Origin of the sequence: Pseudomonas sp. S07E 245 (assembly GCF_019599025.1) — a bacterium.
Lineage (GTDB): Bacteria > Pseudomonadota > Gammaproteobacteria > Pseudomonadales > Pseudomonadaceae > Aquipseudomonas > Aquipseudomonas shirazensis.
Genome location: NZ_CP080625.1, coordinates 1871719 through 1892631, shown reverse-complemented (window position 1 = coordinate 1892631; position 20913 = coordinate 1871719). Strand labels below are relative to the sequence as shown.

Annotated in this window: 20 protein-coding genes; 8 read left to right on the top strand and 12 right to left on the bottom strand. The window is 62.1% G+C overall.

All coding sequences use genetic code 11. The features are described from left to right. The first annotated feature begins 28 nt into the window (after positions 1-28). Complete coding sequence (locus K3F44_RS08475) at positions 29-1396, top strand: PAAR domain-containing protein (RefSeq protein ID WP_220633772.1); 1368 nt, start codon at positions 29-31, stop codon at positions 1394-1396. Between the two features lie 628 nt (positions 1397-2024). Here the strand turns inward: K3F44_RS08475 and K3F44_RS08470 are convergent. After that, positions 2025-2573 carry a lipocalin family protein gene (locus K3F44_RS08470; RefSeq protein WP_101320073.1) on the bottom strand — a complete coding sequence of 183 codons (549 nt, stop codon included), beginning with the start codon at positions 2571-2573 and terminating at the stop codon, positions 2025-2027. Between the two features lie 170 nt (positions 2574-2743). Here K3F44_RS08470 and K3F44_RS08465 point away from each other — a divergent pair, with 170 nt between their 5' ends. The 3 genes from K3F44_RS08465 to tcuB all read left to right on the top strand — a co-directional run bounded on the left by K3F44_RS08465 (position 2744) and on the right by tcuB (position 6411). Next, complete coding sequence (locus K3F44_RS08465) at positions 2744-3670, top strand: LysR family transcriptional regulator (RefSeq protein ID WP_101320071.1); 927 nt, start codon at positions 2744-2746, stop codon at positions 3668-3670. Between the two features lie 124 nt (positions 3671-3794). Continuing rightward, positions 3795-5249 (top strand): FAD-dependent tricarballylate dehydrogenase TcuA, encoded by a 1455-nt coding sequence (gene tcuA / locus K3F44_RS08460; RefSeq protein WP_188036140.1) that lies wholly within the window; start codon positions 3795-3797, stop codon positions 5247-5249. Beyond that, positions 5230-6411 (top strand): tricarballylate utilization 4Fe-4S protein TcuB, encoded by a 1182-nt coding sequence (gene tcuB, locus K3F44_RS08455; RefSeq protein WP_220633771.1) that lies wholly within the window; start codon positions 5230-5232, stop codon positions 6409-6411. Before tcuA ends, tcuB begins: the two co-directional genes overlap by 20 nt. A gap of 41 nt (positions 6412-6452) precedes the next feature. Here tcuB and K3F44_RS08450 read toward each other — a convergent pair whose 3' ends face one another. Next, positions 6453-7346, bottom strand: a complete 894-nt coding sequence (locus K3F44_RS08450; protein WP_101320065.1) for a LysR family transcriptional regulator — start codon at positions 7344-7346, stop codon at positions 6453-6455. Between the two features lie 147 nt (positions 7347-7493). Between K3F44_RS08450 and K3F44_RS08445 the strand changes: the two genes are divergently transcribed. From K3F44_RS08445 to K3F44_RS08435, 3 genes are all read left to right on the top strand, one after another. After that, complete coding sequence (locus K3F44_RS08445) at positions 7494-8567, top strand: 4-oxalomesaconate tautomerase (RefSeq protein ID WP_101320064.1); 1074 nt, start codon at positions 7494-7496, stop codon at positions 8565-8567. A gap of 125 nt (positions 8568-8692) precedes the next feature. Continuing rightward, positions 8693-9997, top strand: a complete 1305-nt coding sequence (locus K3F44_RS08440; protein WP_150572467.1) for a CitMHS family transporter — start codon at positions 8693-8695, stop codon at positions 9995-9997. Positions 9998-10064: 67 nt separating this feature from the next. Beyond that, positions 10065-11318: an OprD family porin gene (locus K3F44_RS08435; protein ID WP_181089273.1), complete on the top strand. Its 1254-nt coding sequence runs from the start codon at positions 10065-10067 to the stop codon at positions 11316-11318. A 24-nt stretch (positions 11319-11342) separates the two neighbouring features. On the opposite strand, the gene K3F44_RS08430 is transcribed toward K3F44_RS08435, so the two are convergent. After that, positions 11343-12404 carry an AbrB family transcriptional regulator gene (locus K3F44_RS08430; protein ID WP_150569040.1) on the bottom strand — a complete coding sequence of 354 codons (1062 nt, stop codon included), beginning with the start codon at positions 12402-12404 and terminating at the stop codon, positions 11343-11345. Between the two features lie 113 nt (positions 12405-12517). Between K3F44_RS08430 and K3F44_RS08425 the strand changes: the two genes are divergently transcribed. Further along, positions 12518-13420, top strand: a complete 903-nt coding sequence (locus K3F44_RS08425) for a LysR family transcriptional regulator (protein ID WP_220633770.1) — start codon at positions 12518-12520, stop codon at positions 13418-13420. 9 nt (positions 13421-13429) lie between these two features. Here K3F44_RS08425 and K3F44_RS08420 read toward each other — a convergent pair whose 3' ends face one another. From K3F44_RS08420 to nikA, 9 genes are all read right to left on the bottom strand, one after another. Further along, positions 13430-13792: a VOC family protein gene (locus tag K3F44_RS08420; RefSeq protein WP_188036137.1), complete on the bottom strand. Its 363-nt coding sequence runs from the start codon at positions 13790-13792 to the stop codon at positions 13430-13432. A gap of 116 nt (positions 13793-13908) precedes the next feature. Then, the gene (locus tag K3F44_RS08415) at positions 13909-14631 is read right to left on the bottom strand and encodes an anti-sigma factor domain-containing protein (RefSeq protein WP_188036136.1); all 723 of its coding nucleotides are present in this window, start codon (positions 14629-14631) and stop codon (positions 13909-13911) included. Beyond that, positions 14628-15173: a sigma-70 family RNA polymerase sigma factor gene (locus K3F44_RS08410; RefSeq protein ID WP_259407045.1), complete on the bottom strand. Its 546-nt coding sequence runs from the start codon at positions 15171-15173 to the stop codon at positions 14628-14630. The genes K3F44_RS08415 and K3F44_RS08410 overlap by 4 nt, the downstream gene beginning before the upstream one ends. Positions 15174-15283: 110 nt before the next feature. Continuing rightward, entirely contained in the window at positions 15284-15826 is a 543-nt protein-coding gene (locus K3F44_RS08405; RefSeq protein WP_181089267.1) for a DUF3455 domain-containing protein, read from the bottom strand. A gap of 98 nt (positions 15827-15924) precedes the next feature. Continuing rightward, on the bottom strand, positions 15925-16734 hold the full coding sequence (nikE, locus tag K3F44_RS08400; protein WP_150569042.1) for a nickel import ATP-binding protein NikE: 810 nt from the start codon (positions 16732-16734) through the stop codon (positions 15925-15927). Next, complete coding sequence (locus tag K3F44_RS08395) at positions 16731-17501, bottom strand: ATP-binding cassette domain-containing protein (protein WP_220633769.1); 771 nt, start codon at positions 17499-17501, stop codon at positions 16731-16733. The genes nikE and K3F44_RS08395 overlap by 4 nt, the downstream gene beginning before the upstream one ends. Next, positions 17502-18347, bottom strand: a complete 846-nt coding sequence (nikC, locus tag K3F44_RS08390) for a nickel ABC transporter permease subunit NikC (RefSeq protein WP_220633768.1) — start codon at positions 18345-18347, stop codon at positions 17502-17504. Further along, positions 18344-19285, bottom strand: a complete 942-nt coding sequence (nikB, locus tag K3F44_RS08385) for a nickel ABC transporter permease subunit NikB (protein WP_220633767.1) — start codon at positions 19283-19285, stop codon at positions 18344-18346. The genes nikC and nikB overlap by 4 nt, the downstream gene beginning before the upstream one ends. A gap of 3 nt (positions 19286-19288) precedes the next feature. Further along, complete coding sequence (gene nikA / locus K3F44_RS08380; RefSeq protein ID WP_220633766.1) at positions 19289-20851, bottom strand: nickel ABC transporter substrate-binding protein; 1563 nt, start codon at positions 20849-20851, stop codon at positions 19289-19291. Between the last annotated feature and the right edge of the window lie 62 nt (positions 20852-20913).

Below are 20913 nucleotides of genomic sequence, written 5' to 3'. Positions count from 1 at the left end.
TGGCTCAACAAGCACAGGGCGTTTGCAGATGCGCGTGATAATTGACGGTAAAGGTCAAGCTGTCGATGGCGATGATACGACAACGGGTGCGGTGTGCATCGCCACGGGTGATGGCTACATCTGTGATGGGCGCATGGTCCTGCGTGTCGGCGACAAGACCACGGCCTGCCCGTTGTGCGCCGAACCAGGCACCGTTGCCGAAGGCGCGCCGTGCTTTATCTCCGATGGCAGCGAAGTGGCGGTCGATGGTTCGCTGGTGCTGTGCGCTTGCCCGCCCGGTACCAACCGAGTTGTAGCGCCACCTGACTTTGTTCCACCCTGGCGGGAGACAAGGTCTTCGCGCGTGGTCGGCCCAGGCGCGCAGAGCTTTGGTCAGCCTGTGCACTTCGTTGACAGCCGGCCGTATATCAATGAGCCAGGCTTCCATATTGTCCAGCGCAACATGTCCTTCCCGCAGGTGGTGCTGCATTTGGCTGAGCAGGACAGCACCTTGCCGATCTCGCGCCTGCAGATGCTCAACCCGACGTTCCAGCAAGGCTTCAAGGCCGGAGAGATTTTCGTCATTGGTGACCCCGACAACGGCGACGCCTGCACCCGCGAAGAAGCTCAACTGATGGCCGCCGCACAGCAGGCCCGCGACTCGCTGGCGCTGCTCGACTACGACGAAGCCGAATTCATGATGGAGCACCAGGCTGAAATCGCAGGGCTGCTGACAGGCGCCAGCCAGTCCATGGGTGTCGGTAAGGATGTACTGGAGCAAGGCCTGAGGCAGGTCCGGGCGACATTGCTCGAAGTCGACCAGTTACACAAACAGCAGTTCGCCAAGTTCGGCCACCTGAACAGCCCGGAGTTTTTTTCTAATCGACAGAAGTTGCTCAGGCAGCTGGATAGACAGTTGAAGGCGGCGTTTTTGAACAAGCGATTGAACCTTGGCCCTTACGAGCGTCTTCGTCGTGATTTGAAGATTTCTACCAAAAGCCTGGTTCATCATTGGTCAAAAACCGGTGGGCCGGGGCAGATTCCGGGGTATGCCACGCATTTGGATGAGGTGGCGAAGGCGGCCAAGTACGTCAAGTATGGCGGACACATCGGCACAGCCTTGGGAGGTACATCGTTTTATTTGAAGGTGGAGGAAGTATGTCGAGCGGGCGAGACGGAGGAGTGCAAGCGGATTCGGTTTACAGAGGCGGGTAGTTTTATAGGCGGACTCTCTGGCGGATCTCTCGGTGCAGCCGGTGGCAAGGGAGCCGCTGTAGCGGTATGTGGCTTCGCTGGTCCTTATGCCCCTGTTTGTAGCCTAGTGATGGTGGGCGCCGGTGCAATAATCGGTGGTAAGTATGGTGGGTCGCTTGGAGAGGTGGGAGGTGAGGTTATCTATGAGGAAACAACACAGTGATGAATATCCCTGAATCATGGTCGCTAGACCTAAAGCTGTGGCTCTTCGTGACCCCATTTGTATTGATGTGGGCCGGGATGGGTTTGTATGTGTTTGTGATTCTGAGTCGGGATTTCAAAGGTCTGCAACAGATCGTCTCTACCAATCCGAGATTAATTATTGTGATGCCGAGCAATTTTCGAGCGTTTCATGATAGGTGGTGGTTCGTTATAAATTTTTCTTGGTTGCTTCACTGTCGTCGTCTATATATACGGCGCGGTCAAATCACTGATGAAGATTTGAGGCTTATCCCTAGGGGCTTGCGTATTCGTCTTAATGTCGGAGGGCTGCTGATGTGTGTAGGGTTCGCGTGGATGCCGCTACTTCATTTAGTTATAACGTTGTGGTGAACCCGTCGCGGCTGGTCTGCGTACCTCTATCGGTGATTTGCTGTGAGTTGAGGTCGGGTGTCCCTGTGGAAAGTCTTTTAGTCTGAAAGAGACTGGGGAATCACATTTTTCAATGTTATAGCTTGAGGGTATCAGTGAGTGAATTAAATCTGAATGATTGTTGTCGAAAAGAAGCTGGAACTGTAAGTATATAGGTCGGAAGGTGTCGTGACACGTTAGCCCCTTCCGACCTATATCATCTAATCCGCCTTACGCCACACCAACTCACTCACGTCATACCCTTGCTCACGCGCCGTAGTCAGCAATTTCTCACGCGTTTCACTGCTGATGGTCGGCGTGCGCGACAGCAGCCACAGATACTCGCGGTTCGGGTGGCCGACCAATGCAACCTGGTAATCCTGATCGTGGTACAGCACCCAGTACTCGCCCTTGGTCAAGCCGGGCAGGAGCTTGCTGAACCAGTTGTCGAACTTGACCCAGAGCTTGTCGGTCTTGCCCGGCACCTGTGGTTCTGCGGTGCCGTGGACTTCGTTCCACTTGCCGTCTTCTTCACGGCAGCGATTGGTGACGTCGATCAGGCCGTCGGCGCGCAGACCGTATCGCGCTTCTGACTGCACGCAGTTGCGCTGGAAGAACATCGGCAGGCGGGCGACTTCATACCAGGTGCCCTGGTAACGCTGCAGGTCGACCTGCATGGTTGCCGGCGGTTTCTGGTTGTCGCTGGAGCTTGCGCAGCCGGCCAGCGCCAAGGCCAGGCATGACAGCAGCAAAGTGTTGCGTAGGATCATCAGGCACCTCCTGGAAACAGTCGAATGGTTTGTCTGCAACGTTCGAACCCAACGCGCTGGGAAAGTGCCGATGTGCGGCCCAGCAGGTTGCAACATCACCGTGGAGCCAGCCATTGAGTTGTGCAAAGCTTTGAGTATAGGGTAGCCGCCCACCATCGCCCGAGGTCTCCATGGAACTGCGCCAATTACGCTACTACCTCGGTGTACTCGAACACGGCAGCCTCGGCCGCGCCGCCCTTGAGCTGGGTGTTGGCGCTTCGGCGTTGAGCCAGCAGCTGTCCAAGCTCGAAGGTGAGCTGTGCACGCGGCTGTTGACCCGCACCAGCACCGGCGTGACGCCGACTGCGGCCGGTTTGGCGTTCCAGCACCATGCCCGGCTGACACTGCGTCAGGCCGAGCACGCTGTGCTGGCCGCGCAGAGCGGGCGCATGAGCGGCTATGCCAGCGTTGGCCTGGCGCCCACAACAGCATCGATCCTCGGCCTGCCGCTGATTGCGCGCATGCGCGAGCGTTATCCAGACGTGCGCCTGCATCTGGTCGAGATGCTTTCGGGTTATCTGGTCAACCAGCTCAACGCGCGCCATCTGGACCTGGCGGTACTGTTCCAGGCCGATGTGGGGCCGCGTTTGAGCCTGCGACCGCTGCTGCAAGAGCGCTTGTTTGCGTTGGTGCCAGCGGCGCTGGTGCGGGCGGAGTGGGGCGATAGCCTTAGCCTGGCACAGCTCAAGGATCTGCCGCTGGTGTTGCCCAGCGCCCAGCACGGTTTGCGCACGACACTGCGTTCAGCCTTCGAGCGGGTGGGGCATGAGCCTGACATCGTCATGGAGATCGACGGCCTGTCGTTGTTGATGGACGCGGTGTGTGCCGGCCACGCCGCAACCATCCAGCCAGGCGCCACGGTAGCGCGATCGCTGCAGGCGGGGCTGAAGGTGTTCGAGATCAGCGATGCCGACGCCGAGCGGCGCAATGTGATGGTCAGCCTGGCCGAAGACGAACTGTCACCGGCGGCACTGGCCACGCGCATCGTGCTGTTCGACGTGGCGCGTGAGCTGGTCGAGCAAGGCCGTTGGCCCGGTGCACGGATGCTCTCGACCTGACCCTTTAGCAAAACTGCAGGCCCCTGTGCCGACAGCCCGTTTCGCCGTCCTGGGCAGCGCTCTAAAGTCGCCGCCATCGCGAGGAGCAACCGAACGCCCGTCTCCTCGCTGAACAGGAGGCGATATGATTGATGTGCTCGTCATAGGGGGCGGCAACGCAGCCCTGTGCGCTGCGCTGATGGCGCGCGAGGCCGGTGCCAGCGTGCTGTTGCTGGAAGCCGCACCGCGCGAATGGCGCGGTGGCAACTCGCAGCACACGCGCAACCTCAGGTGCATGCACGATGCGCCGCAGGATGTGCTGGTCGAGAGCTACCCGGAAGAAGAGTTCTGGCAGGACCTGCTCAAGGTCACCGGCGGCATGACCGATGAAAAGCTGGCGCGCCTGGTTATCAGAGCTTCGGCGACCTGCCGGGACTGGATGCGCAGCCATGGCGTGCACTTTCAGCCGTCGTTGTCCGGTGCCCTGCATACCGCGCGCACCAACGCCTTTTTCATGGGTGGCGGCAAGGCGCTGGTCAATGCCTATTTCCGCAGCGCCGAGCAGCTCGGCGTAGGTGTTCGCTACAACGCACCGGTCAGCCACATCGAACTTGACGGTGATCGTTTTGTGGCCGCCCATATTGGCCCTCGTCACGTCGATGGTCGCGACCTGCCCGCCGAACGTATCGAGGCGCGGGCCTGTGTGCTCGCCGCCGGTGGCTTTGAGTCCAATCGTGAATGGCTACGCGAGGCCTGGGGCCAGAACGAACGTGGCGAGTGGACTGCAGACAATTTCCTGATCCGTGGCACACGCTTCAACACCGGCGTGCTATTGCGTGGCTTGATGGAGCAGGGCGCCGACACCATCGGCGATCCGACCCAGGCGCACATGGTTGCCATCGACGCGCGTGCTCCGCTGTATGACGGCGGCATCTGCACCCGTATCGACTGCGTGTCGCTTGGCGTGGTGGTCAACCGTGACGGCCAGCGCTTCTACGACGAGGGTGAAGACTTCTGGCCCAAGCGCTATGCCATCTGGGGCCGCCTGGTCGCACAGCAGCCAGGGCAGGTGGGCTTTTCGATCATTGACCAAAAGGCGCTCGGGCGTTTCATGCCGCCGGTGTTTGCCGGCACCAAGGCCAATACCCTCGGCGAACTGGCACAGCAGCTCGGCCTGCCCGAGGGCGAATTCGTCGCCACCGTGCAGGCCTACAACGCAGCCTGCCAGGTCGGCACGTTTGACCACACTCGGCTTGATGACTGCCATACCCAAGGCGTGCAACCGGTCAAGAGCCATTGGGCGCGCCCGCTGGATACCCCACCTTTCTACGGCTACCCGTTGCGCCCCGGCGTGACCTTTACCTACCTGGGCCTGCGCACCGATCACACCGCCGCCGTGCACTTTGCCGGCAAGCCCAGCCCGAACTTGTTCGTTGCCGGTGAAATGATGGCCGGCAACGTCTTGGGCAAGGGCTACACCGCCGGCGTCGGCATGTCCATCGGCACCGCTTTCGGCCGGATTGCCGGCACCCAGGCGGCGGCAGCGCTCGGCTATCACCATCCTTCCAGCGAGATTACCCATGACTGCGCAACTGCTTGAACCGCGGCTGGTCGAGCCCAGCAAGGGCCACGGCGAACTGATCGCCGTGCTGAATGTGGACGAAAGCGAAGTCGACCGGCAGATGCGCATCTGTAATGCCTGCCGTTATTGCGAGGGCTTTTGCGCGGTGTTCCCGGCAATGACCCGGCGGCTGGACTTCAACAAGGCCGACATCCACTACCTGGCCAACCTGTGTCACAACTGCGGTGCCTGCTTGCATGCCTGCCAGTACGCCGCACCGCATGAGTTTGCCGTAAATGTGCCGAAGGCGCTGGCCACCGTGCGCGGCCAGACTTACTCGGACTACGCCTGGCCAAGCGCGTTCGGCCGGCTCTACCGGCATAACGGCACGCTGCTCGCCAGTGCACTGGCAGCCGGGTTGTCGCTGTTCCTGCTGCTGGCGCTGCTGGTCAATGGCACGCTGCTACCAGGGCGGCTGGCGGGGGATTTCTATGCGGTGTTCCCGCATAACACCCTGGCGTTGATGTTTGGCGTGGTCTTCGCCGCGGCCATGCTGGCGTTGAGCATCGCCGTCAGACGCTTCTGGCGCGAGGTCGCACCGGCAGACAGCCCGCCCGCAAGCAAGCATGCTGCGGTGGTGGAAGCCTCGACTGCGGCGCTGACACTGAAGTATCTGGACGGTGGTCATGGCCAGGGCTGCACCAACGAGAGCGACCGCTACACCTTGTGGCGCCGGCGTTTTCATCACCTGACCTTCTACGGTTTCATGCTCTGTTTTGCGGCGACGGTGGTCGCCACCGGTTACCACTACCTGCTGGGTGAAATGGCGCCTTATCCGTTGCTCAGCTGGCCGGTAGTGCTGGGTACTGTCGGCGGTGTGGGCCTGGTCATCGGCCCTGTCGGCCTGCTGCTGCTCAACCTGCGCCGCGACCCAGCGCATGGCGATGTCAGCCAGCGGCCGATGGACCGCGCGTTCATCCTGCTGTTGCTGCTGGTCAGTCTGACTGGCCTGGCCTTGCTCGGCTGGCGCGACACCGGAGCGATGGCCATCTTGCTCGCGGTGCACCTGGGCTGCGTGATGGCGCTGTTCCTGACCTTGCCCTACGGCAAGTTCGCCCACGGCATTTTCCGCAGCGCGGCGTTGCTCAAGTTTGCCATCGAAAAACGCCAGCCCGATCCGCACGGCGTGGGGGGCGAATGACGTCCGCTCAGTACCAGCGCAAGCCAGTCGCCGTGCACGGCTCAGCTGTTCGGCCATTTCTCCAGCAGAATGGCCACGAACTTCTCGGCAGCCGGCGACAGCGAGGCGCCGCGGCGGTAGACCAGGCCGAGAGTGCGGGTCACCTCTGGCTCGCTCAGCGGCACGCTGACCAGGGTAGGGTGGTCGGCTGCCGGCATGGCCAGGCTGGGCATGGCGGAGACGCCAAGGCCAGCCTCGACCATGCCCAGCGACGTCGACAAGTGCTGCACCTCATAGAACCACTTGGGACGCCAGCTCAGGCCGGACAAGGCATGGTCGAGCAGCATCCGGTTGCCGCTCAAGCGGCCTACGCCGATCAGGCGATAGTCGGCCAGTTGCGTCCAGGTCACCGACGCGCGGCTGGCCAGCTCGTGGTCACGGCGGCAGGCGAGGACGAACTTCTCCTCGACCAGCGGCACGAACTCAATGTCCGGGTGCTGGCCACTCATCATGTTGATGCCGAAGTCGGCTTCACCGCGCAGTACGGCCTCAAGCCCGTCGTTGGCGCTGAGATCGAGCAGGCGAATACGGATCTTCGGGTATTGCTCGTTGTACAGGCGAATCACCGACGGCAAAAAGTAGAACGCTGCCGTCGGGATACAGGCCAGGGTCACCTGGCCGGTCTGGCGTTCGGCCAGTTCGCGGATGCTCAGGATCGAGTCCTCGAAGTCATCCAGCAGGCGCCTGGCCTTGGGCAGGAAGTCGCGGCCGACACTGGTCAGGCTGACCCGGCGCGTAGTCCGTTCGAGCAACGGCGTACCCAGGCCTTCTTCTAGCTTCTTGATCCGCCGGCTCAGTGCCGGTTGAGACAGATGGAGCACATCAGCAGCTTCGTGGAAGCTGCCAAGTTCGGCGATTTTCACGAAAGATCTTATATCCTGGAGCTCATATTCCATGACGATTCTCTTCAGCAGTCCACGACTTGATTCATTTGCTGCACGCAATAATAGCTACGATCTTTGCATTGGATTGATTTATCGGTCCCTGTCACTCTTGTTTCCAACACATCAATACCCCCTATTGATCAACAAGAGTCAGTAGTCATGCAACGAATTCCTTGTGTTCTGATGCGCGGCGGTACCTCCAAGGGTCCGTTTTTCCATGCCTGGGACTTGCCGACCAACGTGGTCGAGCGTGACGAAATGCTGATCAACCTGATGGGCTCTGGCCATGAGCTGGAAATCGACGGCATCGGCGGCGGCAGCCCGCAGACCAGCAAAGTGGCGATCCTCAGCCCCTCGCTACATGCCGATGCTGATGTCGACTACCTGTTCGTTCAGGTCATGGTCGCTCAGCGCCGCGTCGATACTGCACCTAATTGCGGCAACATGCTCTGCGCAGTCGGCCCATTCGCCATCGAAGAGGGCTTGGTCAAGGCCACCGAAGGCAAGACCCTGGTGCGCATCCGCAACTTGAACACCGGAACCTTCGTCAACTCGCTGGTGGAAACCCCCGGCGGCATCGTCCGCTACGAGGGCCGCACTGCGATCGACGGCGTGCCGGGTACCGCAGCGCCGGTGCAGTTGACCTTCCTCGACGCCGTTGGTAGCAAGACTGGCAAGCTGTTCCCCACCGGTCAGGCCAGCGATGTGATCGATGGTGTCGAGCTGACCTGCATCGACATGGCCATGCCGATGATGATCATCGAAGCCAGCAAGCTTGGCGTTACCGGCGGCGAAAGCCCGGCCGAGCTCGAGGGCAACAGCGCGTTGATGCAAAAGATCGAAGCGCTGCGGATCAAGGCCGGCGCGGCGATGGGCCTGGGCGATGTCAGCGGTATGGTCATCCCCAAACCCGTGCTGATCTCGCCCGCCAAATTCGACGGCACCCTGCAGGTGCGTTACTTCATGCCGCACGACTGCCATCGGGCATTGGCCATCACCGGCGCCATAGGCCTGGCGACGGCCTGCGTCAGCCCAGGCACGGTGGTCATGCAGATGCTCGGCGAGCGCGCCAATGGCCTTACTCAGGTGCGCCTGGAACACCCGAGCGGCAGCATCGATATTGCCCTGGAACGCACCGAAGGCAAGCCGATTCAAGCCTCGGTGGTACGCACTGCCCGGCGGCTCTTCTCCGGCTACGTCTACGCGCCGTCCGTGCGCAGGCTCGCCGGCTGATCGCTTTAAACGCTTTGTTTAACGATTGACATACAATCGCTCGCTGCCTTGCCGGGCATCGAGCGAGTCAGGCGCCGTCTGCCCGGCAGACGTGCACATTTACAATAAAAACAAGAGATACAGACATGCTCGCACTCCTCGGTTTGGTCATGGTAGTGACGTTCACCTACCTGATCATGAGCAAACGCTTATCCCCAATCGTGGCCTTGACGGTCGTGCCTATCGTATTTGCGGTGATCGGCGGCTTCGCCCCGGAAACCGGCAAGATGATGCTCGACGGCCTGAAAATGGTTGCGCCATCTGCAGCCTTGTTGCTGTTTGCCATTCTCTTCTTTGGCCTGATGATCGATGCGGGCTTGTTCGATCCGCTGATCCGCAAGATCCTCAAAAGGGTCAATGGCGACCCGCTGAAAATTGCCATCGGCACCGCGCTGCTGTCGCTGCTGGTCGCACTGGATGGTGACGGCACCACCACCTACATGATCACCTGCGCCGCGATGCTGCCGCTGTACAAGCGCATCGGCATGAACCCGATGATTCTGGCGACCATCTCGATGCTGTCGCTGAGCATCATGAGCGGCATGAGCCCATGGGGCGGGCCGGCTACTCGCGCCATCGCTGCCTTGGGCCTGGACGCCACCCACTATTTCATCCCGATGCTGCCAACCATGATCGGCGGCGCCGCCTGGGTTGTGTTCACCGCGTTCCTGCTGGGCCGTAGCGAGCGCAAGCGCATTGGTAACATCAAGCTCGAGTCCGGTGGTGGCGACTGCTACATCAAGGCGATCCTGGAAGACACCCCGCACAAGCGTCCGCGCCTGGCCTACGTCAACCTGGTGCTGGTGATCGCGGTGATGACTGCGCTGGTGCTGGGTGTGATGCACGCGGCGATCCTGTTCATGATCGGCTTCGTTGCTGCGCTGATGATCAACTACCCGCAGCTGGACATCCAGAAAGAGCGCATCCTCGCCCACTCGGGCAATGCCATGACCGTGGTCCTGCTGGTGTTTGCCGCCGGTATCTTCGCGGGCATCTTCTCGGGCACGAAGATGGTCGACGCGCTGGCGCAGACTTTGGTTGACTGGATCCCGGATGCCTGGGGGCACTGGTTCCCGCTGGTGGTGGCGATCACCAGCATGCCGCTGACCTTCGTCCTGTCCAACGATGCCTACTACTTCGGCGTGGTGCCGATCCTGGCCAACGCCGCTGCTGCATACGGCATCGACCCGGTGGAAATCGCTCGCGCCTCGGTACTTGGCCAGCCGGTACACCTGATGAGCCCGCTGGTGGCTTCGACCCTGCTGCTGGTGGGGATGGTTGACCGCGATATCGGCGACTTCCAGAAAGCCACGGTTAAATGGGCGGTGTATACCTCCCTGGTAATCACCGCCCTGGCAGTCCTGACCGGCGCCATTTCGTTCTTCGCCTGACCTTGTTGGACGGGCACCGCTCGGTGCCCGCGCAGCCCTTCAAAAAACAATAAAAGAGTCCTCTGACATGCAATCACTCCTTCTGCGTGGGGCCGCCTGCGGCCTGTTCTGCGGCTGCCTGCCTGCGGCCGTCGCCGGCGGTTTTATCGAAGACAGCAAACTCAAGCTGCAACTGCGCAATGTCTACTTCAACGAGAACTTCCGTGACGAGCAGGGCATGACTGCCCGTGCTGCCGCCACTGCCAAGAGCGAGCGCACCGAATGGGCGCAGGGCTTTTTGCTGGATTACCAGTCAGGCTTCACCCAGGGCACCATCGGTGTTGGCCTCGATGCCATGGCGCTGGTCGGGGTCAAGCTCGACTCCGGTCGCGGCCGCAGTGGCACCGGCCTGTTGCCCGTGCATGACGATGGCCGCGCGGCCGACGAGTTCGCCAGCGCGGGTGTAACCGCCAAAGCCAAGCTGGCCAATACCGTGGTCAAGCACGGCACCTTGCTGCCCAAGACCCCGGTGCTGGTGCATAACGATGCACGCTTGTTGCCGCAGACCTACCAGGGCACTCAACTGGTCAGCACCGATATCGATGGACTGACCCTGACTGCCGGCCAGCTGGACCGCTTCAAGCAGCGCGATTCGTCCGACAGCACCGGGCTCTATGTCGACGGCTATCGCGGCGACGAGACCGGCGATTTCCGCTACGCCGGTGCTGACTATGCCGCCAGCAAAACACTGCGCCTGAGCTACTTCCATGGCGAACTGGAAAACTTCTACCGCCAGGACTTCGCCGGTATCCAGCACGACCTCAAGCTCGGTGGCGGCGTGCTGACCAGCGACCTGCGCTACTTCAGCAGCCATGACAGCGGTTCGGCCTACGCCGGCCGGATCGACAACGACATGCTCAGCGGCCAGTTGGCCTACGCCCACAGCGGCCATACCGTAGGTGCCGGTTACCAGGTGCTCAACGGCGACGCCGGGCTGCCGTACATCAGCGGTGCGACCGTGTACTCGTTCAGCAACGTCGGCATCGGCAAGTTCATCGAGGAAGAAGAAAAGACCTGGATGGCCAGCTACGCCTACAACTTTGCTGCAGCCGGTGTGCCAGGCCTGACCTTCATGACCCGCTACCTGAGCGGTGACAATGGCCGTTCCGGCGATGCTGGCCTGAGCGAGTGGGAACGTGACATCGAGCTGGCCTACGTGGTCCAGTCGGGCACCTTCAAGGGGCTTGGCATCAAGGCACGTAACTACGTCTATCGCGCTGACTTCGCCCGCGGTCGTGACAGCAATCGGCTGTACCTGACCTACGACATTGCGCTCTGGTAAACGCGCAGCAGGGGTAAGCGGGTTTCAGGCCTTGGCCAGGCGGATGATCTGTCTGGCGCAAAAGGCACCGGTAATGATCACGGCAAACAGGCGCAAGGTCTGCATTGCCAGCACCAGCCCGACATCTGAGTGGGTTTCCACCGCAATGATGGCCATGGCATCCAGCCCGCCTGGGCTGGTTGCCAGGTACATCGAAAGAAAATCATGTCCAGTGACCCATGCCAGCAACCAGGCGCAGCCGGCGCACAGCGCGATCAAGCCGGTCGCTCCGGCGATCATGGTCGGCAAGCGGCTCCCCACATAACGCACCGTGGCACGATCGAAACGCAGGCCTACGTAGCATCCGATGGCGCCATAGGCAAAGGCCAGCAACCAGCCGGGCAGGGTGATCTGCATCAGGCCACTCAGTTGCAGCGCACTACCGATCAACAACGGTGCCAGCAGCGCGCCCGCAGGCAGTTTGGCGGCCAGGGTTATCCCGATCACAATCACTGCCAGGCATGGCAGCAGTTGGTTCAGCTGTACCGCAGGGGTGCTGGCGGCTGGTACCAACGCCTTGCTGGCGATATCGCCGGCGCCAAGCAAGTGGCTGACCAGCGCGCCGATCATTACTACGCAGACGACCCGCACGTATTGCATGGTTGCCACTACCCGAGGATCGGCACCGTGTGCTTCCGCCATCGAGACCATCGCCGAAGCTGCGCCAGGGGCTGTGCCCCAGGCTGCAGTCGCGGCCGAGATACCGCCGTAACGTACAGTGGCCAGGCCTACCATGGCGCTCAACAGCACAGTGAGCAGCGTGGTTATCAGCATCACCGGCCACGACTGCGCCAAGGCCGCCAGTACCGTCCAGCTCATCGAGTGGGCAACCATCAGGCCGACGCAGCCCTGGCCAAAGCGAAACACCTGTTTGTGCAGGCGCAGCCCGGTGCCACTGACGCCAAAGGCGATCGCGGTCAGCATCGGCCCGAGAAACAATCCTGCAGGCACTGCCAACGCATGCAGTAGTTGGCCGCTGGCGGCAGCACAACCGATCAGGGCCAGCCAACGCAGGATCAGCAGGGGATTTGATAGGAACAACTGCACGTGGTGATTCTCCTCGACCCGGTAACGGCGCTTACTGGAGAAAATTATCGACGGCGCAATCGATCAAGTCTATTTTCTACTTTCGATGAACCTATAACTGAAATTCATGAATCATGGACCTTCGCGACCTGACTTACTTCGCCACCATCGCTGAGCTTGGTCATCTTGGCCGGGCTGCCGAACGGCTCAACCGCAGCCAGCCCGCCTTGAGCAAAAGTATCCAGCGGCTGGAAGAATCACTTGGCACGCGGCTGTTCAAGCGCGATGGCCGGCGTATCAAGCTGACCGACGTAGGCGAGTTGCTGCTTGAACGAGGTCGGCAATTGCAGCTGAACATCGCCGAAACCGAGCGCGAGGTCCGCGATTTTGCCGGTGGTCTGATTGGCAACATCCGCCTCGGTTGCGCGGCGAGCATGGCTGAGTACTTGTTGCCGCGGCTGACCGAGTCGCTGTTGCAGCGCGCGCCCGAGCTGACCTTGCAGCTGTCCATCGGCCAGGACGATCTGCTCAAGGAGTCGCTGCGCTCGGGGCGGTTGGATGCCATCATCTGCCCGCTGATCGTCGATGATCCGCACGTCAGCAGTTACCCGATCCTGCAGGATGAGGCCGTGGTGGTAGCCAGTGCCGACCATCCACTGTTTGCCGCGCCGATCACCTTGCACAGCCTTTGCCAATACCGCTGGGTGCTGCCGGCGATCACGGTCAGTTCCAGGCGCTGGATCGACAACGTGTTTGCCACTCGCCATTTGCCGATGCCACAGGTGCAGATCGAAGCCAACAGCATCTCGATGCTGCCCCGCCTGATCGAGCGCACCCGGCTGCTGAGCTTTGTAGCGAGGGAAACCCTTGAGCACGGCCACGGTATGTCGCGCTTGCGTGCGGTGACCCTGGATGAAAGCACCATGCACCGCACTGTGGCGGTGTCGATTCGCGCCGAGGGCTATCTGCCACCGGCCGTGGCCGCGATGGTCGAATTGCTCAAGGAACGCGGGCGCAGTTTTTTCGGTGACAACTGAACGGGCCGATCAAGCAGTGCTTGTTGCAGTCCACACCGCCAGCTCGTAGCCGTCCGGGTCGATGAAGTGGAAGCGGCTGCCGCCGGGGAATGAGAAGGTCTGCCGGCTGATCTGCGCGCCAGCAGCCAGCAGCCGCTGCTGAGTCGCATCCAGATCGTCGGCGTACAGAATCACCAGCGGGCCGCCGGGGCGTACCGGTTCGCCGGTAGTGAAACCGCCGCTCAGGCGACCGTCACTGAATTCGGTGTAGGTCGGGCCGTAATCGACGAAGGTCCAGTCGAATGCCTTGGCGTAAAACGCTTTGCTGCGGGCAATGTCGCTGACATTGAATTCGATGTTGTCGATCTGCCGGTCGTTACCGCGAACAGTCATGATGGCTTCCTTGCTCGGTCGTGAACTTGAAGCCGTGAGCATGAGGGCTTTTGGACAGCTTTGTCCACATAGCTCATGCGTGCTCAACCTCGAAGCCACAGGCTCCATGCCGACAATCAGATGACTTTTACCGCCCGGCCAATAAACTGAATCGGCCCAGTCGGCTTGCCAGTCTTCGATCCGCCGGCATTCTCCAGTGTCAGTTCGAACAACTGGTTCGCTTCAAGCGGCGGCAGTTTGTCCAGCGGCACCGAAATCTTCTCCCCTGGCTGGACCAGACCTAGCGAGACCGGCCCTTGCCAGTCATCACCCTTGGTCCAGAACTGCAGGGTTTTGTCGGCCGGCACAGTGACTTGGCCGAGTGGAATCAGCTCGACCTCACGCGGACTGCTGGCCTGAATCACCCAGCCCGGGGCGCGGTCTTGCGGGGCGACCAGCACGACCAGATAGGAGGTCTGCGGCGGCGTGACAGTCTGGCTCGACAGCGCCACGGCCATCACCAGACATGCCGCCAGGCCAGCACCTGCCAGGCCACGCCACAGCGGCAGCAGGTTCCACCAGGAGGTGTTCACGCTGCGTTCGGGGGCTGCTTCACGTGGAGCGAGGTTGTCCAGGCTGCGGCCAATGCGCTGCCACAGTTGCCTCGAGGGTTGTTGCGCCGGGGCGAGGGCAGTCAACTCCAGCAGGCGTTGCTCCCAAGCATCGATAGCGGCGCGCAAGGCACCGTCATAGGCCAGGCGTTGTTGCACGGCGTCACGTTGCTCGGCGTCGAGCGTGCCCAGTACGTATTCACCGGCCAGTTGCTCCAGCTCATCGGCGTTGCTCTGGTCGTTGTTCATCCCATGCACTCCCGCAATGCTGCCAGGCTGCGTTTGATCCAGGCCTTGACCGTGCCCAGCGGCGTGCTCATGCGCTGGGCGATTTCTGCATGGGTGCAGCCGTCGACGTAGGCGTGCAGGATGCAGTCGCGCCGCGCCGGCTCCAACTGCTCCAGGCAGTGGTAAATCCGCGCCGAATGCGCCTGCGCGGTAAAGTCCACTGGCTGCCACTGCGCAGAGGCTTGCAGCGCCTCGTCGTGTTGCTCATCCAGAGGCACCTGGCGGGCGCCATCACGCACGAAGTTCAATGCCAGATGCCGGGTGACGCTGTAGATCCAGCCACGTGCCGAACCTCTGTCTGGGTCGAAGCTTGCGGCATGCGTCCAGATGCGCACGAAGGCGTCATGGACGATGTCTTCAGCGACCGCCGGTTCGCGTGCGATGCGCAGGGCGACCCCGAGCAAACGCGCGCTTTCCTGCTGATACAGCTCGCGCAGGGCTCTACGATCGCCTGCAGCGCAGGCCAGCAGGCAACGTTGATAATCAAACGCGGTTTCAGGCAAGGACAAATTCTGTTCAGCCATTGGCAAGGGGTGCGGACCCCAGCCGGCTGGCCGGGGTTTGTCGCAGAGCTTAGACGACTTTTGTAGTCAGCACTTGCCGCGCACGTCGATCACTTGGCAGACCAGAAGATGTAGTCGGCCTGATATTTGACAACCTGTTTCTCACCCTTGTTGGCGGCAGTGCATGCGCTGGCGGGAGCTACGCCGCCTTTGGTCGCGGTGCGCTGAATGTAACTCACGCCCTGCATCGCGCCTTTGCCGTCGGCGGGGTTGGCCTTGACCAGCTGGTAGGGGATGTCGCCTTTGCTGGCTGGGGAGACGGCGACCTGGGTGCCGGTGACTTTCGAACCATCCTTGGCCTGCCAGGTTGCAGGTGGGCCAAAGTAGTCGCCGACTGCTTTGCCCTTGCGGTCATTGAGCACGGCTTTGGGGCCGACGAAGAACCACTCGGTCTGGCCGGCGGCATCTACCTTGTCGCGGCACTCGTAGGTGATCTCGCCTACGCCGACGGTTTCCATCATCACTTTGTTGCCGTCCGGCACCTTGACTGCATCCGGCAGGCCCATTTGCGCCTGGGCGGTCTGCATGAACAGGGACAGGCCGCCGATGGCCAGGGAAGCGCTGATCAGGCTGAGAGTACGTTTGCCATTCATGGTGTATCTCCTGGTGAGTAACCGAGTGGCAGCGATGGGCTGCTGACAGTACTACCCGCCAGGAACGGGTTTGGATGCAGGCTGTTGAAAATATTTTTTCACGCGAGATCAAACTCGCTACGCGCACGCTCAGGACGGCTTGGCAGCATCGCTGCCTGCAACTGCTGGCCTGCTGAGTGCTGAAAACTGAGCTCCTGATCGACGGATCGATCCTCGACGATGCGGCCATCCGCAAGCACCATTACACGCTGGCAGAAGTAGCGCACCAGGCTCAGGTCGTGGCTGATCAGCACGAACGCGGTGCCGGTGTCGCGGCGCAGTTGCTCAAGCCGCTGCAACAGTTGCACCTGCAACACCCGGTCGAGATTGGACAGGGCTTCATCGAGCACCACCAGCTGGGGTGAAATCGCCAGAGCTCGAGCGATATTGGCCCGCTGCAATTGACCGCCACTGAGTTGTTGCGGCAAACGCTCGGCGTGTTCGGCCGACAGGCCCAGTTGCTCCAGCAACTGCAACACGCGCTGGCGTTGGGCTGCTTGGCTGATCGTGCTCAGATGACGCAGGGGCTCAGCGATGCTCCAGCCAATCGAGCGCTGTGGATTGAACGCGCTCGGCGCGTCCTGAAACACCAATTGGACGGCGCGCTGAAAATCGCGCGCCGCCTCGCCACGCAAGCGGCTGACGTCCCGCCCGGCGAAGCTGACCTGGCCCTGGCTGGGCCGCTCAAGCCCGAGCAGCAGGCGGGCGAGAGTGCTTTTGCCGCTGCCGCTGCTACCGAGCAGGCCGGTGGTCTGGCCGGCCTCGAACTGTACATCGATGCCTTCCAGCACCTGCAGCCACTTACCTCTGCCGAGCAGCCCGCCACTGCGATAACCGTGTTCAACTTGCTGTACTCGCAGCAGGCTCATGGATGACCCCCGGTCAGCAGATGGTGCGCGTCTAGCAGTGTACGGGCGCTGGCGCTCGCGGGTGCGTCGAACAGACCTTGGGTGTCTTGCCGTTCGACGATGCGCCCGGCGTCCATCACCAGCACGTGGTCGGCGCAGCGTGCGACCACGCCCATGTCGTGAGTCACCAGCAGCACGCCTAGCCCGTGTCCTTCAACCAGCTCCATCAACAGTTCGAGGAAGCGTGCCTGGCTCAGTGCATCGAGGTCGCTGGTCGGCTCATCGGCCAGCAGATAAGGGGTCTGCGCCATCAAGGCCAAGGCGATCATCATGCGCTGAAGCATGCCGCCACTGAGCTGGAAGGCGAACGATTCGAGCACCCGCTGGTGATCGCCCAAGCCAACTGCGGCAAGGCATTCGATCATTTGCTGACGGGCATCGGCGCCATGCACGCCACGCAGCTTGAGCGTTTCCTGAGCATGACTGGCCATGCTCCGCACTGGGTTGAATGCGCTGCGCGGGTTTTGCAGAACCAGGCTCGCAACGTGCCCGCGCACCTGCGCAGGTGCCAGCGAAACGCCGTCTAGCAACAGCTCGCCACCGCTACGCAGCAGGCCCTGCGGCAGCAGATCAAGCATGCCCAGACAGCTCAGCGACTTGCCCGAACCGCTGCTGCCAACCAGCGCGCAGACCTTGCCCCGGTGCAGCTGCAGACTGAGTTGATCGACCAGCAGCGTGTTCCGGCTGGCAACGTTGAGGGTGCGCAACTCGAGGGTGGGGGTGGGCATCTAGTGGCGCTCCTGAGCAGGGTCGAGGCGGTCGCGCAGGGCGTCGCCGAGCAGGTTGAAGGCCATCACCGAGAAAAAGATCATAAGCCCCGGCCACAGCAGCAGTTGCGGATGGGTCCAGATGAACTCCTTGGCGTCGTTGATCATCACCCCCCACTCGGCAGTTGGCGGCGTCACCCCAAGGCCGAGAAACGACAGCCCGGAGACGTGTAGCATCATATGGCCGATATCCATAGTGGCGAGCACCAGCAGCGGCCCGGCGATGTTGGGCACTACATGCTGGCGCAGCCGGCTCCAGCGCGAAGCGCCGGCCAGCCGTGCTGCCAGCAGGTACTCGCGGCCACGCTGGGCGATGACCAGGCCGCGCACCATCCGCGCGTACCAGGCCCAGTGGGAGAGAGCGATGGCGACGATGACATTGGTCAAGCCGGTGCCGAGCAGGGTGACGAAAAAAAACGCCAGCACCAGCGTGGGGAAGGTCATGAACATGTCGCAAATACGCATCAGCAGCAGGTCCAGCTTGCCGCCGACAAACCCCGCGACGCCGCCGACCAGCAGACCTAGTGCCAACACCAGGGACAGCGTCAACAGCACGCTGCCCAGCGACAAGCGGGTGCCGACAATCAGCCGCGAGAGCAGGTCGCGGCCAAGGTGGTCGGTGCCCAGCCAGTGACTCATGCTGGCCGGTTGCAGGCGTTGGCCGACGTCGATCAAGTCCGGATCATGTGGTGCCAGCCACTGGCCGAACACTGCCAGCAGCACTAGCAAACTGACCAGCAGCGCGCCTGCCGCAAGGCTCCAGCGAAGTCGCAACGGTTTGTGCGGCACCGCGGCAAAGGCGCTCATGCGTCGACCCCCTGCAGGCGGCTGCGCGGATCAAGCCAGGCATAGCAGATATCCACCAGCAGGTTGCACAGCATCAGCAGGCCGGTCAGCAGCAGGGTAAAGCACTGCATCACCGGGAAATCCCGGTTGAGCACCGCCGATACGGCAAAGCGGCCGACCCCGGGCCAGGCAAAAATGGTTTCGATCACCAGCGCACCGCCGATCAGTTCGCCAACGTGCATGCCGGTCGCGGTCACCAGTGGCAGCCAGGCATTGCGCAGGATGTGCCCGCGCCACACCCGCCGCTCGGGCAAACCCCGGGCACGGGCGTAGGTGACATGCCGTTGGCCGCTGGCTTCAAGCAGGCTTGCACGCAGCAGGCGGGCGTTGATCGACATCGACATCAGCGCGATCGCCAGTACTGGCATCACCAGCTGGCCGGGGCTGCCGCGGCCCAGCGCCGGCAGCCAGCCCAGCCACAGCGAGAACAGCGCAATCAGCAAAAACGCCAGCCAGAAGTTTGGCATCGACACGCCGATGAAGGTCACTGCGCGCACTGCGTGATCTGGCCAGCGCCCCTGCCAACGCGCCGCCAGCAGGCCCAGCGGCACTGCGAAGAGCAGGGTGCAGGCCAGCGCCAGGCCGCCTAATTGCAAAGTCGCCGGCAGGTAATAGAGCAGATCGTCAAGCACCGGCCGACCGGTCAGGTAAGAGATACCGAAATCCAGCTGCAGCGCCTTGCACAGCCAGATCCAGTATTGCTGGTACAGGGGCAGATCCAGCCCCAGCGCCTGGCGCACTTCAGTGACTGCCGCGTCGGTGGGCGGGATATGCGACAGGCGCAGGTAGTCCAGCGCAGGGTCGGTACTGCCCAGATGCAGCAAGACAAATACCAGCAACGACACGGCCAGCATGACCGGTACCAGCAACAGTAGGCGCAACAGGATATAGCGCAGCATCGGTCAATGTTCCTGGCTGGGAGTCATGGCTTCGAACGGCACATCGAACAGGGTGCTGCCGAACTGCACGTGGTCGACCACGTCGCGGCGCAGGCTGATCGCAGTCAGGTAGGAGATCGGCACATACACCGCCTGCTCGTGCAGGGTGGTGAGGATGAAACGGTACTGCTCGGCGCGTTGCTGTGGGTCGGTGCTGGCGAGTACCTTGGTGATGCGCTGGTCGAGTTGGTCCTTGATCGCCAAGCCACGTTGGGCCATGTAGTCGGCATGGCCGGGGTAGCGCATCGAGCTGACGAACGAGTGTGGATCGTAGGGCGCGCCCCAGGTGTCAGCGAAGATCATGCCGAAGTCGCCTTCGCGCTGGCGGCTCACCAGCGCACCTTCCTCAACAGCGCGCAGGGTAATCTGCATGCCAAGCTTGGCCAGCTCGCCCTGGAACACTTCGGCGAGGCTCTTTTGCAGAGCGCTGGTGCCGAGGAACACCAGTTCGACTGCCAGTGGCTCGCCACCCTTGCTGCGCACGCTTGCCCCGGGCACCAGTTGCCAGCCTGCAGCATCCAGTTCGCGGGCGGCGAGGGCAGGGTCGTAGGCATACGGCGCAAGGCCGAGGTCGGCATAAGGCAGGTTGGGCGCGAACAGTGTGTCGGCGCGGGGCTCCAGGCCATACAGAATATTGTCGATGATCGCCTGTTTGTTCAGGCCATGGTTGATCGCCCTGCGCACCGCCAGGTCGCGGGTTGCGCCTCTGCCAGTATTGATCGCCAGGCTGCGAGTCGCCAACGGTGCTGACAGTGCACTGGCAAAGCCCTGATCGCGCAGACGCACAAAAGTACTGGCGGTGATCTCGCCGGCAGCGCCCTGGATCAGGTCGATCTGCCCCGTCTGCAGAGCCAGCGCGCGGCTGTTGGGGTCGGGGATGACTTTGACCAGCACCTCGCCGTAGGCGGGTTGCGCGCCCCAGTAATACGGGTTGCGGGTGAACCGATCAAATTCGCCCAGGCGGCTCTCGACCCGCTGCCAAGGACCGGTGCCGACTGGCTCGCCAGGTTTGGCCAGCGGCGCACCGAAGCGCAGTGGGCGTACCTGGGCCAGTTCCATCAGGGTCGGGTAGTAGGGGTGTTTGAGGAACAGTTGCAGGGTCCGCCGGTCGGGCGCTTCGACCCGCTCCAGCGTAGTGACCAACTCCAGCCAGCGATGGCGTTTGCTGTTGGCCAGCACCGCATCCAGATTGGCCTTGGCGGCAGCCGCATCGAACGGCGTGCCGTCACTGAAGCGCACGCCGTCGCGCAGGGTGAAGGTGTAAGTCTTGCCGTCGTCGCTGACGTGCCAGCTACTGGCCAGCCAGGGTTCGACCGTGCCGGCTGCGGTGTAGCGCACCAGCGGCTCGTAGACCATGGCCTGTGCGTACATCTGGTCGGGTGCGTAGCCGCGCGGGTCGAGCGGGCCCGCATTGACCGGCCACGAATAAACCAGCGTTGGTGCCGCGCGGCCGGCGTGCGCGCACAGGCTGGTAGCCAGCAGCAAGCCCCAGAGGGCGGACTTTAATGTGCCGGAGGACTGCTTCACAGGTGGGACCCTATCTTGACGGAGGCCGTAGCCTAGAGAGGTCGCCGGGGGGAGTCCAGACA

Coding starts and splice junctions, on each gene's coding strand:
- K3F44_RS08405 (WP_181089267.1), bottom strand. CDS start 15,826: ATGAATGGCAAACGTACTCTCAGCCTGATCAGCGCTTCCCTGGCCATC.
- K3F44_RS08445 (WP_101320064.1), top strand. CDS start 7,494: ATGCAACGAATTCCTTGTGTTCTGATGCGCGGCGGTACCTCCAAGGGT.
- nikC (WP_220633768.1), bottom strand. CDS start 18,347: ATGAGCGCCTTTGCCGCGGTGCCGCACAAACCGTTGCGACTTCGCTGG.
- K3F44_RS08440 (WP_150572467.1), top strand. CDS start 8,693: ATGCTCGCACTCCTCGGTTTGGTCATGGTAGTGACGTTCACCTACCTG.
- tcuA (WP_188036140.1), top strand. CDS start 3,795: ATGATTGATGTGCTCGTCATAGGGGGCGGCAACGCAGCCCTGTGCGCT.
- K3F44_RS08450 (WP_101320065.1), bottom strand. CDS start 7,346: ATGGAATATGAGCTCCAGGATATAAGATCTTTCGTGAAAATCGCCGAA.
- nikB (WP_220633767.1), bottom strand. CDS start 19,285: ATGCTGCGCTATATCCTGTTGCGCCTACTGTTGCTGGTACCGGTCATG.
- K3F44_RS08465 (WP_101320071.1), top strand. CDS start 2,744: ATGGAACTGCGCCAATTACGCTACTACCTCGGTGTACTCGAACACGGC.
- K3F44_RS08470 (WP_101320073.1), bottom strand. CDS start 2,573: ATGATCCTACGCAACACTTTGCTGCTGTCATGCCTGGCCTTGGCGCTG.
- K3F44_RS08420 (WP_188036137.1), bottom strand. CDS start 13,792: ATGACTGTTCGCGGTAACGACCGGCAGATCGACAACATCGAATTCAAT.
- K3F44_RS08395 (WP_220633769.1), bottom strand. CDS start 17,501: ATGCCCACCCCCACCCTCGAGTTGCGCACCCTCAACGTTGCCAGCCGG.
- tcuB (WP_220633771.1), top strand. CDS start 5,230: ATGACTGCGCAACTGCTTGAACCGCGGCTGGTCGAGCCCAGCAAGGGC.
- K3F44_RS08425 (WP_220633770.1), top strand. CDS start 12,518: ATGGACCTTCGCGACCTGACTTACTTCGCCACCATCGCTGAGCTTGGT.
- K3F44_RS08415 (WP_188036136.1), bottom strand. CDS start 14,631: ATGAACAACGACCAGAGCAACGCCGATGAGCTGGAGCAACTGGCCGGT.
- K3F44_RS08475 (WP_220633772.1), top strand. CDS start 29: ATGCGCGTGATAATTGACGGTAAAGGTCAAGCTGTCGATGGCGATGAT.
- nikE (WP_150569042.1), bottom strand. CDS start 16,734: ATGAGCCTGCTGCGAGTACAGCAAGTTGAACACGGTTATCGCAGTGGC.
- K3F44_RS08435 (WP_181089273.1), top strand. CDS start 10,065: ATGCAATCACTCCTTCTGCGTGGGGCCGCCTGCGGCCTGTTCTGCGGC.